Source organism: Pseudoalteromonas sp. NC201 (genome assembly GCF_002850255.1).
In the GTDB taxonomy this organism is placed as follows: Bacteria; Pseudomonadota; Gammaproteobacteria; order Enterobacterales; family Alteromonadaceae; genus Pseudoalteromonas.
In genome coordinates, this window is the sequence record NZ_CP022522.1 from 4,068,391 (window position 1) to 4,082,986 (window position 14,596).

Annotated in this window: 11 protein-coding genes; 3 read left to right on the forward strand and 8 right to left on the reverse strand. The window is 41.9% G+C overall.

Features of this window, described 5'->3' with window-relative positions; translation table 11 throughout:
• The first annotated feature begins 142 nt into the window (after positions 1-142).
• Positions 143-316: a hypothetical protein gene (locus PNC201_RS23415; protein WP_199539669.1), complete on the forward strand. Its 174-nt coding sequence runs from the start codon at positions 143-145 to the stop codon at positions 314-316.
• Between the two features lie 49 nt (positions 317-365).
• Here PNC201_RS23415 and PNC201_RS17755 read toward each other — a convergent pair whose 3' ends face one another.
• Positions 366-884 (reverse strand): hypothetical protein, encoded by a 519-nt coding sequence (locus tag PNC201_RS17755; RefSeq protein ID WP_102057803.1) that lies wholly within the window; start codon positions 882-884, stop codon positions 366-368.
• A gap of 236 nt (positions 885-1,120) precedes the next feature.
• Here PNC201_RS17755 and PNC201_RS17760 point away from each other — a divergent pair, with 236 nt between their 5' ends.
• Positions 1,121-2,686 (forward strand): NAD(P)-binding domain-containing protein, encoded by a 1,566-nt coding sequence (locus tag PNC201_RS17760; protein WP_102057804.1) that lies wholly within the window; start codon positions 1,121-1,123, stop codon positions 2,684-2,686.
• Between the two features lie 45 nt (positions 2,687-2,731).
• On the opposite strand, the gene PNC201_RS17765 is transcribed toward PNC201_RS17760, so the two are convergent.
• Both PNC201_RS17765 and PNC201_RS17770 read right to left on the reverse strand, forming a co-directional pair.
• Positions 2,732-5,860: a lantibiotic dehydratase gene (locus PNC201_RS17765; RefSeq protein WP_102057805.1), complete on the reverse strand. Its 3,129-nt coding sequence runs from the start codon at positions 5,858-5,860 to the stop codon at positions 2,732-2,734.
• Between the two features lie 9 nt (positions 5,861-5,869).
• Positions 5,870-7,075, reverse strand: coding sequence for a lanthionine synthetase C family protein (locus PNC201_RS17770; protein WP_102057806.1), 1,206 nt, complete (start codon positions 7,073-7,075; stop codon positions 5,870-5,872).
• Positions 7,076-7,308: 233 nt separating this feature from the next.
• Here PNC201_RS17770 and PNC201_RS17775 point away from each other — a divergent pair, with 233 nt between their 5' ends.
• The gene (locus PNC201_RS17775) at positions 7,309-7,497 is read left to right on the forward strand and encodes a hypothetical protein (RefSeq protein ID WP_010606994.1); all 189 of its coding nucleotides are present in this window, start codon (positions 7,309-7,311) and stop codon (positions 7,495-7,497) included.
• Positions 7,498-7,532: 35 nt separating this feature from the next.
• Here PNC201_RS17775 and PNC201_RS17780 read toward each other — a convergent pair whose 3' ends face one another.
• From PNC201_RS17780 to PNC201_RS17795, 5 genes are all read right to left on the reverse strand, one after another.
• On the reverse strand, positions 7,533-9,677 hold the full coding sequence (locus tag PNC201_RS17780; protein WP_102057807.1) for a peptidase domain-containing ABC transporter: 2,145 nt from the start codon (positions 9,675-9,677) through the stop codon (positions 7,533-7,535).
• Positions 9,678-9,695: 18 nt separating this feature from the next.
• Positions 9,696-10,940 (reverse strand): HlyD family secretion protein, encoded by a 1,245-nt coding sequence (locus PNC201_RS17785; RefSeq protein ID WP_010607022.1) that lies wholly within the window; start codon positions 10,938-10,940, stop codon positions 9,696-9,698.
• A 163-nt stretch (positions 10,941-11,103) separates the two neighbouring features.
• Positions 11,104-12,462 (reverse strand): bifunctional UDP-N-acetylglucosamine diphosphorylase/glucosamine-1-phosphate N-acetyltransferase GlmU, encoded by a 1,359-nt coding sequence (gene glmU, locus PNC201_RS17790; RefSeq protein ID WP_010607024.1) that lies wholly within the window; start codon positions 12,460-12,462, stop codon positions 11,104-11,106.
• A 963-nt stretch (positions 12,463-13,425) separates the two neighbouring features.
• Entirely contained in the window at positions 13,426-13,569 is a 144-nt protein-coding gene (locus tag PNC201_RS23300; protein WP_157757260.1) for a hypothetical protein, read from the reverse strand.
• A 78-nt stretch (positions 13,570-13,647) separates the two neighbouring features.
• Positions 13,648-14,574: an ATP-grasp domain-containing protein gene (locus PNC201_RS17795; protein ID WP_010607025.1), complete on the reverse strand. Its 927-nt coding sequence runs from the start codon at positions 14,572-14,574 to the stop codon at positions 13,648-13,650.
• Positions 14,575-14,596: the final 22 nt, after the last annotated feature.

Here is a 14,596-nt window from a genome sequence, read left to right on the forward strand (position 1 = left end):
AGCAAAATGTTGAAAAAGTAAGCAATATGTTTTAGCTTGGCAATTGTGTTTCTTTTTTGTTCGAAAAAATCGAAACAAATTAGTTCGCGTTAATCCACTTTTGTAGCTCAATCTGAGCATCTAGTTTAGAAGGAATACTGAAATGAAATTATCGTTAAACAAAAAGAAAATCAAAGCCCTATCTGCTGACAAACAAACAGTACCTGCAGTAATGACTCCACAAATTGCAGGCGGCGCGCTTCGCTTCAGCCAAGACAGGCTAACGCATTGTGTTGCCAATACGTGTGGTCGCCACACTTGCCCTGATATTTACTAATCAAGAGTAAATATCACAGTTCAGTGCCTCATTGGAGGCACTTTAAGGCTTACTTAAATTTAACCTCTTTCTCACTTTTCGTGTAAACACGCGACTCAGGTTGAGTCCACTCGCCGTTTTTCAAATATTGTGTTGACACCGTAAATTGACCACTCTCAAATTTACTGGTTGATTTCACCTTTGTAATGCCATCTTTGTTATTAATGACATCTTCGTATGCCACAAACTCGGTCTGGCTCAGGACTTCCATCGTTCCTTGGGTGTAAAACCCTGCCGTCGTAAAATAGTAAAACACTAGACTGTTTTTACTTTTATCCCAGAAAATTAATGACTCTCCGCCGTACATGCCATCGTTGATTGAATGTAAGGTACGAACAGCCGTGCCATTTAAAGCCCGCTCCCAGTGACTCACATCCTGCATCTTTGGTTTACCTGTAGCTACATCAAAGTCCGATTGCCAAGTACCGAGATAAGGTGTAAACACCGAGAGTTCTTCATTTAATTTTTCATTAGCCCAAGATAGCGTGCTGAATACCGCCAATATGGCGAGCCCGAATTTTTTCATCATTTTTATTTCCGTTGATTGTGTCTCAGTCAGTATAAATCTTCATGCACAGGTTGCGTACTTAAGGTGAACCAGTCATCCCACCATTGGTAAAAAAACATTGCAAATACACAATTAATACACATTTTAAAACAACAATTACACAACAAATTAATATCATAACTGCAATAGGGAAAGCGGGGAACCTTACCCTGTCAGAGTAGTTGTTGCAGCACCAACACCAACAAGGAACAACGAACATGCTTGATTATCTTATTATTGGCGCAGGCCCTGCGGGGGTCCAAACTGCTTATCATCTAAAACAAAATGACTTGTCCTACCTTATGTTGGAGTCAGGCCAGCGCGCAGGATGTTTTTTCGAAACATTCCCAATTCACCGAAAACTGATTTCAATTAATAAAGTATATACTGGTTCGACAAACCCTGAGTTCAACTTACGACACGACTGGAACTCAATTTTAACTGATGACTACAGCCTAAACTTTTCAAGCTTTGACCAAAACTTTTTCCCAAGTGCAGATAATTTAGTCAAATATCTCAATCATTATGTCGACCAAAATCAGCTAAATGTTGCTTATAACCAACATGTTAAGTCCATCGAAAAAATTGCTGGGCACTTTGTAGTAACTACAACAAGTAATGATCAATATGAAGCGTCTCGCGTTATCGTTAGTACAGGCGTCCCTAAACCTTATATTCCAAAGATCGAGGGAATTGAGTTAGTGACGCAATACTCTGACTTAAATATTGATTTGGCCCCGTTTGCAAACAAGCGCGTACTTATTCTCGGTAAAGGAAACTCCGCTTTCGAAACGGCTGATCACCTTATTCCTGCTACAAGTCTAATCCATGTTTGTAGTCCAAATCCTTTAGATATGGCATGGAAGACGCACTATGTTGGCGACCTACGTGCCGTAAACAATAATATTTTAGATACTTATCAGCTTAAATCTCAAAATGCTATCTTAGACGCCGACATTAAGTTAATTGAGAAACGAGACGACCGCTTTATCGTGCACTTTAGTTATGCCCACGCAAATGGAGAGCAAGAAACCATAGAGTATGACGAGATCATTTGTTGTACAGGGTTTGCCATGGATAGCAGCGTTTTTGCCGATAGCGCAAAACCCGATTTAATGATTGAGGGCCGCTTCCCGTCTCTAGATTGCAGCTTTGAATCCATTAATGTGAAAGGTCTTTACTTTGCAGGCACGCTCACTCAATCCACCAAATATCGTAAGTCAACTTCAGGCTTTATTCATGGTTTTAGATACAATAGCCGCGCTTTAGTCGAGATGTTAAAGCAAAAACATCACGATACCGCGCTTGCATGCGATCAACACCTTGGCACACCAGAAGCAATTAGCAGCGCAATCCTCAGCCGTATCAATGAGACTAGCGCGCTATGGCAGCAACATGGCTTTATGGTGGATGCCGTCACAGTATCTGAGACCGGTATGGCCCAGTATTACAAGCACCTACCGAGTCCATACCTCCATGCTCACCTAGGTGATCACTATCATTTGCAGATAGCATTAGATTTTGGTGCGCCAATTGAAGGTGACCCGTTCAACCAGGTTCGGGTGCATAAAGACAACGCGACTGACGCGGAATTAAGTAAATTCTTACACCCCATCATTGAACTTTGCTATCAAGGTGAGGTGATAGAAACTCATCATATTATTGAGGACTTAGAAGCGGATTGGACTGACATAGAAGCGCACGTTAAACCACTTCAACAATTCATTGAGCGAGTACTGCCACAGCTTGCTGGTGAAAAAATGCAAAATAAAGCATCAGCATAGCTCATAAATGAAAAAGGTTGGCAATCAAGCCAACCTTTTCATACTCTACAAGGCTTTAGATTCAGAAAAGTATTTTCGTCTCAACATATCATGAATAACAAATTCTTGCTCTCGACCATAGGCTTTAAACATACGGTTGTTATGCATGTGTAAAAGAGAGCCCAGCAATGATTGTGTACTCAGGTTAAGCGAACCTGACTTTTCTAACGTCAGAATTTCCTTCACCACTGGCTCAGCCTGCATTTGCCAACCTTCTAACAGTGCAAGTATAGCTTGCTGAGCCTCATCACATTGCGCTAAGCTCGCAATATTAAGCTTGGTAAAGTCATCATCGAGCTGAGTTTGGTGATCGCGATAACGATTGCCGAGCTGCTTTCTCAGCGCACTACTCTCATTAAATTCTTTACCAAACCCTGCGCGCAATGAAGAGATTAGCGATAGCTTTTGTTCAGCATCATAGCTAAATAACGTTAGCAATCGATTAGTAAAAGCTAACGCGACGCGCCAACGGACATCTTCACCAAACTCTGCGACAAGCTGGCAACTTTTTGCAATAAGCTCACTGTCAAACATAAATAAGCTTTCAATCAAAGCCATAGACTGCGGACCGCCGTAACGCTCAACCTCTCGCTCATAAGTCATTAATTCAACTTTATGTAGCTGAGAGCTCTCTATCATAGGTGACAACAGCTGATTAAGTTTCGGCAATAGCTCTCCACAAAGTACTTCTGGCTTGCCTTGGAAGCGTAAGCGTAGATGCCAGTCAGGATCGCCATAACGAATAAAGAACCACTTATCGAATAATGCGCTATTTTCCTCAATAAGCGGCAATAACTGCTCATAAAGCAGCTGCTCAACAATAGTATTACCTGAATATATTTTTAAGCTAAGCCACTCGGAACCAGCACTAAAACGCCGAGAGATTGGTGTAGCCGTAATATTTTCTAACGGCTTTTCAATGTAGTGCGTGTGAGAAGCTGCACTCTCATTAAGTAAAGGAACAATGATTTCATTAGTATAATGACGACCCTGTGTATCTGTTACTCGTGGTGCAAATTGAGATGCCAACACTTCACTGAGCTCAACCGTATGACGGCCTTTGGTTTCCATCAACAAAACTTCTACCATCGCACTTTGGCTCAAACTCAAAGTTAGCACATTATCACCTGCAGCAAAGCTCACCCAATCGTCTAACAAATACTTATCTTTGAGTTGTTGAAGCTTATTTTCTTCGATGCTCTGATTAACCAGCAACGCCTCAAGCTCTTTGCGCTCAATACGCCATGTTTTCTCATGCAGAATCAGGTTATCTAACATGATACGTGGTACATAGGTTGCGTTTCTTAAGCTCGAGGGCAGTGAAAACTTGGGCGTTTCACTTTCTTGATGTTGCAACATACAAAGGAATTTATAAGCACTCAAGCTTCTGGCAGAGAAGTTATGCGCACTGGATAAGCGAGGAATAATGCGCTTATCTAACCGCTTACTCCAGAGTTTAACCTGCTGGCTTTCGACCCAAACGTATAAATCACTTAGCGGGATCTGGTATTCAGGGTCAAGTGAACTGTCCGCCATGAAGACGATTTCGTATTGTCGTAAATGTGGCCTCGCAATTACGTTACCGGGTCTTCCTTCGGGCATATGTACAATTTCAGCGAAGATAACGTCTTCACTGTGACTATGTTCTTGCTCTAAATGATGAATAACCGATTCTTTTAATGTTTCATCAAGGTGACAGAAGCGACCCAAAAGATTGGCCGCAGACGGCCCGTAACAACCGTTGAACTTAAATACGGGATTAGACTTTTCGTCCTCAAATAAACTCAACATTACAGCCATTGAACGTGGCAAGTTAAGTTCTACTTTATCCTTAACTCTTTGTTTCAACTCACTACTGGTAAGAGCCACACAGCTTGTACCTAAATTGCTTGGCAATGTAACTGCCTGCTCAATAATGTGATCCAGTTCAGTATATTCAGGGGAACTAGATTGACCGCTATTCGCTCGACCCAACTGCAAACCACCCACAAGAGGGGCATCATAACCAGTTTCTGTTGAGACACTGATACCCGACTCATCATCCAATACCATGTCCAAAGGCACAAATTGTCCTTCAAATCGCGCGTTAAACTTAGAAATAAAATTTTCAAGTGGATTCTGCTTAGTGCTGCGATTCAAACTCGCAATCAATTGCAGCTGCTTGTTCACTCTCGCAACTTCTTGTCGTGACATTTCGCAATGCAAAAACGCGCGATAAGTATCCGATTGAAACAGTTTGTTTTCTTGAACTTTTACTGGTAATTCAGAGAGGTAATTAAAAATGGTTTGATATTCTTCAGGCGTTGCATGTCCCTTTTCATCCATAATAGCAAGGTCATTAACTGCTTGCTCCACCTTAGTATAAATCTCTGCTGGCGCGATGGTTTTCAGTGCTTTAATTAGCGCGATGTCGGGGCTATCACCGGTAAGAGGTAGCGGAATATCAGGAATTAACACCCCTTCGCTAATGAGCTCTTCTAGATAGGCGCTAACTTCATCATATTCAGCTTCGTTATAGCGGTGACAAAATTGCTCAATTAGCTGAGAAAAGCTGAGCTTTTGCTTCGCAAGCTCCAACATAGTGATGAAGTATTCATCACTATCGACTGCACTTAGGCGATATTGCATCGAGTCATCAGAAAGGTAAGTTTCTATATAACGACACTGATCTGCTATGAAGTAATGGGAAGGATTTGGTAAATAGGACAAACTATCCGATTTTGCTTCCGTTTCGGCTAAATGAGAGCGAACAGCTGACAATAGAAACATATCTAAACGAGTTTTGCGGGAATCATGCTCTGCGTTATCACTCACAAGTCGAGTTTCTGAGCCAATTTTACCCGTGTGGATCCCCGAAAAAAGACCAAAAGGTGTAGGACGAGATGACATCCGAATTAAATATCTCAGCAGTGCTAAAGCAACTTTTTTACCTTGTTTAGAGTTTGGCTTTTCGCGCCACTGTTCCAAGCGTTCGAGCAACGAAGGACTTGCAACATAAAGGGCTTCCACCACACCAGGTGTGGCGAGCCAGGCACTCAGCATAGCATTAGTATCTTGTTGATTGAACAAGGTTTCAATCGGCAGCTTTGGTGTCCTTAATACAAAAAAGGAATCTGTTGATATTTTAGCTGACATAGTCACTCCTTAACTCATTAGCAAACAATCAACCCAATCTAGGTTGTCATCTAACACGCCAATTAAAGCAAGGCCGATACCAGAATAACCCATTAAAAAGCTATGATCTTCCTGATGTGCCTTTTCCAGACCGTTATATGAATATAAGGCCTCTAATCCACGCTCTTGGTACTGATTTAAACCGTAGTCAAGCCAAGTTAAAGCGGCGCCCTGTAACTTAGGATGAGGCATGATTTGGTTGAGCAGTTGATAAATGGTGACTAACCCAAAAAATCCATGACAAAGTCCAGCATCGTTAATATGGCCTTGTGTTGCATCTCTATCGACGTTAAACAAAGCGATTTCCAATGCCTGCTCAACATACCTTGGCTTATCAAGCGCATGCCCAGCTCTTGCAAGTGTCAACGCAATAGTTAAGTCACCATAGCACCAGCCTAACCGAGAATGGTGCCCATCTCCTGCACATGATCCAAAGCACGCCTTCTTATCCTCTGCATGACTTTGTTGTTCAAGCAGCCAATCACAGCCCGCAACGACCAGTTTTTGCGCCCGCAGCTTTACCTTTTGATCCTGAAGCGCGGGAAGAAGTGCGGCAATAATGCCAGGTACGCCATGCGCTAGTCCCAAATTAAACTCATGACTTTCCGTATCTTCTTTATCGAAACGATATACGGATTGTTTTGGCTGAGACCAAGCGATCTGCTGATCACTCAACTCTACAGCAACCGATTCATAACCCGTCACTAACCGATCAAATAATGTGCTTTGTTTAGTTCTCTTTGCGCGACGTGAGATATAGGGTGAATAACCAGCTAGGCCGAGCACCATTTCAATTTCTCCCGTCCAAGGAGTAAAATCAAGTGCCGTTGCAAAGAAGTGATCTATCTCCTCCAGCAACTCAGGGTCATAATCTTCGTCGTCATACTGGTTAAAATATTCAAGCACCCACGCCTGCCCAGCTAACCCTGAACTCAGTTCCGGGGTTTGTTCCGCCAATTCGTTTTGGAGCTTATCTAGCGCCAGATGAAATTTTTCCTCATCGACCCAAGCATCATTAAAGTTCGCCGCTCGAAATAAAAACAATAAGTGCCCAGCAAGACCACTGAGCAAACCATTACGGTCTAGCATTTCTAGGTCTGACTCTACCTGCTTAGCCAGCTTTTCTACCATAGCCAGGATGAGTTCTTTTTTTTCTATATCTAATGGCATTAGCATACTTATCCTTGTTCAAATTCTGTTTTTAATTTTGTCTTCACTACAGGTAAGTTAACCTTTTGTTCAGTCAAACTCAAACTTTGACACACAAGAAATACAGATAAACACAAAACAAACAAAGAATTGACATTCACCCTAACTAGAACTAGTTTTTTTGTACGCCCTTTGAGTTTGGGGGGTTAAAAGGATTGAAATAAAGGATTGTTATTAACCGCAAAAGTAAGGAACAACAAATGAAATTAGCACTAAACAAAAAGTGTATAAAAGCGCTTTCCAACGACAGCAAATCTATTCCAGCGAATATGACACCTCAGATTGCTGGTGGTAAATCTCCTGCAGCAGCCTTATTCACTGATCGCTACGGTGACTGTTGGACAGGTCGTAACCGCTCTTGCCGTGAGCACACCTGTCAGATCCCATAAAGATACATATCAAGCGAGCTCTGTGCTCGCTTTATTTATTCTGAATCAGATGTTGACGTTTGCTCCTCACCCTCACTATGCATCGGCTTTTTGAGCTTGATTTCTCTGTCAGCCGAGGCGATAGTTTCTTTACGGTGCGCAATGATCACACGGGTAATTTTCAACCGCGATACCGCTTCATTGATATCTTCTTCCAGCCCCGTATCAAGGTGGCTTGTTGCTTCATCCATAAACAGAATCTTAGGGTCTTTATACAGAGCACGCGCCAAGATGATCCGCTGCTTTTGACCACCGGATAAGCTCGACCCCATATCACCAATCAGGCTGTCATAGCCCATTGGCATATCGCTAATATCATCATGGATAGCTGCTAATTGAGCACAATGCACCACTTTTTCCATATTGATTGGTGAATCAAAAAAGGCAATATTATCAGCCACAGTACCGGATAGGAGCTCATCGTCTTGCATCACCGCAGCTATCTGCTGACGATACTGTCTTGCACCAACTTGGCTAAGAGATATGCCATCCACCAAAACTTCACCACTGGATGGTTTATTTAGCCCCAGCATTAACTTAAGTAACGTCGACTTACCACAACCAGAAGGCCCTGTGATTGCTACTGACTCACCCGCATTGATTGTTAAGTTTAGTTTTTCAATAACATTTGGTGTTGCATCAGAATACGCAAAGGAAACATTCTTCACCTCTATTTTGCCTTCAATATTCAGTTTACGATATTGATCAGGTTGCAACTCTTCTTTGTCTGTTAAAGCAATATCGGCAATGCGGTCAAAATGTAGACCCAGCATTTTAAACTCTATGAGTTTCTCGATTAGGTTAGCGGTTTTATCCATAAATTGACGCTTGTAAGACATAAAAGCAAACAGCATCCCTGTGCTAAATCCACCAGCAATAACGAGATGTGCAGCTAAATAAACGACGATGATATTCTCAACACCAAACAGTGCTCGGTTAATCGCGTCATAACCAATTTTAAAATTGCCCAAGCGGATATTGTGGTTAATCGCACTAGCGTAGCGATTTTGCCACTGCCCTTCTCGCTTAACCTCTGAACCAAACAATTTAATCGTCTGAATTCCGCGTACCGTTTCCATAAAGTTGGAGTTTTCTTCAGCGCGCGCCATAATTTCCTGCTCACTGATATTGCGAAATGGTTTATACATAGCAATTCGGATAATCGCGTAAGCAATAACGGCGATAACTACGACGGCAGATAGCATGGGGCTATAGAAGAAGATCATCGCTAGAGTGATTATCGCCATTAAACCGTCAATGATGGCTTCGATTACTCCTGTTGTAAGTAGCTGCTTTACTTGCTGAAGAGAGCCAAACCGTGAAACAACATCCCCCATATGGCGCTTTTCAAAATAGGTAATGGGTAGACGTACTAAATGGTGAAAGAGATTAGCTCCCAACTGAATATTCATTTGATTGCCAAAATGCAGTAACGTAAAGCCCCGCAGTGCATTGGTGGCTATCTCAAACAATAGTACTAAAAAGAATCCAACCGCAAGCACAGTAAGTAATGAGGTATCCCCGGTTAGTATGACATCGTCTATCACCAATTGGATATAATATGGTGCAGCAAGCGTAAACACTTGCAGCAAAATAGAAAGCATAAAAATAAGCAGTAACGAACGTTTTAAGCCAGTGATACGGCTCCAGAAGTCAGCAAATCTAAGACTCGCTTTTTGCTCTTTCTTTTCGAACTCCTTTGTTGGAGTCAGCTCCAGTGCCACTCCTGTAAAGTGTTTAGAAGCCTCTTCCATCGTATAGGTTTTTTCACCACTGGCTGGATCATGGATCACAATACGTTTTTCGTTGGCCTTTTTCAGTACCACAAAGTGATTCATGTTCCAATGTAAAATAGCCGGAGTTTGCAGTGCATCAAGATCTTCAAGTTCAATCCGAAGTGGTCTTGAGGTTAAATGAAGTTTTTCAGCAAAGTGCATAATATCGAGCAGCGTACAGCCCTCGATTGAAATACTAAAGCGCTGTCTCAGACGCGTTAAGTCAGTATGGTAACCGTGATATCCAGCAACCATAGCAAGGCTCGCAAGACCACACTCAGCAGCCTCCGATTGAATGATCACAGGTAAAGATTTCCGTGACCAAAACTCTAACTTGCTGGCCGCGCCTTCGTGTTCCATTTCCATATCAACCCTTTTTACTTCTTATAACTGACCTTTAATGCTAAATACTGGGTCAAATAACCAGCGCAACAAGGACCTTTCTTCGACCACAATATCGGCATCCAAAGTCATACCAGCCCGCAAAGCGGTGTCTTTACCATATGCTTTGACAGCTTGTTCGTCTAACTCAACCACGACTCGATAAGCGGGCTCTTGAATAATACCAGGCATATTGGTTTCTTCGGGCAAAATAACGCTGTTACTAAGCTCCACAATTTTCCCTTTGTAAATACCAAACTTTTCGTAGGGAAACGCATGATAGCGCAATTTAGTTTCCTGACCTTCTTTGATAAAACCAAAAGCTGAAGTTGGTATATAAACAATAGCTTGCATATCACTATGCTCAGGGATAAGGGTCAGTAAATGCTGCCCCATGGAAACATTTTTACCAAGCTTAGCAAGCAATCCTGTGACTATACCTGATTGGGTAGCACGGACTTCACCAAGTCGTTCCTGCTCAATGGACGAGATTTGGATCAGTAGATCAGCTTGTTGTGATTGCAGCTGAGAAATTCGGTTTTGGTGTTCAATTGGCAATTTAGCTAATTGATTTTTGATGTTTTTAAGCTGCGATTCTAGCGCTATACGCTCTGAGCGAATTGAAGAAGCTTGCTGCTTTAGTGAAAGCAAAGTGTCTTTTTGGCGCTGTAATTCAAGTTCAGAAATATACCCAGTGCCTTTTAAGGTTGCAATTTGTGATACCAAATCTTGATTGAGTAGCAGCCGCTCTTGGAACGTGGCCGCTTGGCTCTCAAGCTCTTTTAGCTTTTCTCTTGCGGTGGTTTCTTGTTGCTGCAGCTCTTCTATATCAAGTTGGTACTGTCCACGCAGTTGCTCTATCTGCTGTAGTAAGTTCTTTTGTTGAAAGCGATATTGATTCAATAATGCTTGATTTAACTCAGTGGCTTCGGTGCTATGTTTTGCGGATGCAATACGCAGTAAAGGTTGTCCTGCAGCGACCTGCTCCCCTTCTTTGACCAACACTTCGGACACCACACCTTGTTGCATTGCAGCAACGCGCAGTAGCCCACCACTGGGTTCAATAACGCCAGATACTCTTTCCTTTCTGGTATAGCTACCACTTGATAGAAACACGATGCTTAAAATCACAACCGTTAAAATGAGTAACCCCAGTGTTTTAAATACAGGTGGTTGGATTAAGCTAATTGTGCCCTCTAAGCGATGCTGCTTATGCTCAAACACCTCACGGCGAAATAAATTTTCCATAGCACTTATTGGGTAATATTATTGTTAATATTTTTTTATTGAAAATACAATGTACCACGGGCGGTAACAGAAAGGAATGAAATAAGGCAAGTCATAACTTGCCCTACTAAAAGTTAGAGAAATTTAAACCTATCTCTATGAAAGTAATAATGAAATAACATTACTACTTTTTAATTGGGCGTTGCCAGCCATCTAAGTTGCGCTGCTTTCCACGCGCTACTGCTAGCTGCTCATCTTTTACAGTTGACGTAATAACAGAGCCCGCACCAATCGTTGCCGTGCTACCGATCTCAACAGGTGCAACTAGTGATGAATTTGAGCCGATAAAAGCATTGTCTCCAATGATGGTTTTTGACTTATTAACGCCGTCGTAATTACAAGTAATGGTACCAGCACCAATATTCACTTTTTCACCTATTTCGGCATCACCGAGGTAAGTTAAGTGATTAGCTTTTGATCCTTTACCTAGGCGCGACTTCTTCATCTCTACAAAGTTACCAATATGAGAGTCTTCTTCCATTATCGCCCCAGGACGCAGGCGAGCAAATGGACCTAAAGTGCATTTATCAGCGACCAGTGCATCTTCGATAAGGGTATTGGCTTTAATTACAACACCATTACCGATTTTACAGTTTTTAAGTACGCAGTTTGGGCCAATGACGACATCATCGCCAATTTCAACATGACCTTCAAATATCACGTTAACATCAATCTGAACATCTTCGCCGGTCGTTACTTGACCACGGACATCAATACGAGCAGGATCCGCTAGACTTGCACCGTTAACCATCAAAGCTTCTGCTTGCCAAGCCTGATAGGCACGCTCTAAAGCAGCAAGCTGCACACGGTTGTTCGCACCTTCAACTTCCATTTCGTCATCAGGCTGTGCAGAAGTAATCTCTATCCCTTCACTGTGCGCCATAGCAACGATGTCAGTGAGATAGTATTCACCTTGTGCATTATTATTAGATAACTGTCCAAGCCATTTCTTTAGAAGCCCACCATTTGCCGCCATTATGCCTGTATTGATTTCGGTAATAGCAAGTTGCTCAGCAGACGCATCTTTTTGCTCCACAATACCAACTAATTTGCCGTTTTCACGTAACATACGGCCGTAGCCCGTTGGATTTGCTAAATCGACAGTGAGTACAGCAAGGCCATTATCTGGCGTCACATTTAGTAAACGCTGTAACGTGCTCTTTTTTGTCAGTGGAACATCACCATAGAGGATTAAAACTTTATCTTCATCTCCAATATGCTCTTTCGCAACCGCAACCGCGTGACCAGTACCTAATTGCTCAGCTTGATGAACCCAATTTACTTCGTTATGTGCCAAAGCAGTTTTTAATTGCTGCGCACCATGTCCGAATACTAAATTGGTCGATTGCGCCCCAAGAGACACCGCATTATCGATGACATGCTGCACCATTGGCTTTCCTGCAATAGGGTGAAGTACTTTTGGCAGTTTTGAGCGCATGCGGGTACCTTTACCCGCAGCCAGAATAATTGTATTTAATGGCATGAACACAGGATCCTTTTTCTTGTGTCAGTTAAACAGGTGTACTTTTCTATACTTACGCCTTTAACGCCATCACTTCTATGTGCATCGCGATACCTAAAATTAGCAGGCAGATAAGTACTTACTCAGTACAAATTTTGCAATATTGTAGCGGGGATTGTTCAGAAACGTAAGAGAGTATCCGGCTGAAAAAGAAACTATTGATAATGAGAGTGTTTATCCGCACACAGCTTTTTATCCGGTATCGAGAGCGTTCCTTTCAATGGGCAGCGAACAGCTCATCAACCTACACCAGCCACATATAGATGAATCTCAAACACTGTGCGCCAATTATAGTGATCCCATGATATGCATGACAACTAAGCTGACGGAAACACTGAAGATAATGAAAGAGCTCAAAAATAGCTATACAACGGTTTCGTAGGTAGAGTTACCAAAAGCATAGAGCTAATACATTGCCGGATAAGATAAACTTCACAACTCAACGGCAATTTTAGTTTTTGTAAATCTCAGGTTCGTTAAAAACAATTAACTCACTCATCTTCGGATGAAAAAACAAATATCGAGAATAGAATACCAAAACTGCCAAAAATTGAGACATAAAAGTCAAAGTCTCTTTCAAAGAAAAGAGTAAAAAGTAAGTAGAAAACATTAAAAGAGACCACAGAAAATAGAATCTTTAACAAATAACTCGAGTTCAATATCTAACCCCTCGTGTTATAAAGACAGCAAAACTATTGCTGGTCTTGGTCACGGTCTCAATCACCAGAATTTCCACTTGTAGAATGACTTGGGTTTTTATTTTGCTGCGCCATAACAATAATTTATTGATTTATATAAACTTTACCATTTTTAGTCACGCTAACTACGGTTTCATTTAAAAATCCAAAAAATAATAGTTTTAAAGACTGCTTACTTAAAAAGTATAAAAAAAGAGCCAAAGCGTACACTCTGGCTCTTTTTTAATTACATATCTTTAAAGAAATCAGGTGGAATGATACCGCCACCTTCAACACAACCAGCAGGCTGCGTCTCTTTCTTCAGATCTTTAATAGGTAAACCACCGTTTACTTTCTTTTGCTGCGCTTTATTTAATGAAAATGGATGCATAGTTTTCTCCTTATTACATCTACAAGTAAGTTTTGATACGAGAGGGCCGCCACCCGATTTATACCAAAACAGTTAAAATTATTTATTTTTACTTTCTGTCATCGCATCTATCAGCCATTTTGTGATTGGCACTTCAGTGCGTTCTTCTACACCGAGAAACATCGGTGAGGGATTAGCTTCAAGGAAATAGTACTCACCAGTCGCCGTTCGTCTCCAGTCAATCGCGGTCCAGTTAAGTTGCAACGCTTTCGTTACGGCGATCGCTTGGCTCTTTATACTTAAAGGCGTATTGACCAATCGCATACTTGCAAGATCATCTTCTCTAAAATCAACACTGTTGCTGTCAATTGCAACTGAAGCAACTCTGCCATCAACCACAAATGTACGTACATTTGTGCCTTCAATATACTCTTGCACAGTGATGGGTGACTTTTGCAGAGCAACGAGAGCATGCTCTGGGTCAATATGCTGAGCAGTTAGCCATTCCGTATATGCACCGCCATAAACTGGTTTGAATATCGCTTTATCAAAAGCCTTATATGCCGCTTGGATCGCTTGAAGCTCATTACCGATATAAGTACTAGGCACCAGGCAGCCGAGCTCTTTTACTCTGGCCAACTGCCTCGGTTTCTCCAAATGATATTGATATGCCGCCCAGCTATTAAACCAGCGAGTATTATTGTTTAACTGCATCCAAGTGCGGATAGTAGCCATGCTGTCCTGTGCTGCTAAGCTATCCAAACTGCCCACATTCTCACGTGTCGATTCATCACTCACCCCAGAAAAATTTCGCCAGTACACAGCCTCAATATCATCAAGAGAAATCTGTGTTCCACAGGCAAGGCTTATCGAATGTTTATTATCTACGAAATCAAAACTCAACTGACACTTTGACGGAAAATCATGTGATTGAAAATGGTATACCTCATCTCGACAGCGCTTTAACTGTTGAAACATATGCTGGGTATGAGCATCTTCAACTTGTCCCATAACAATAATTGCCATTTTTACTCTAAGCCTCGCAATA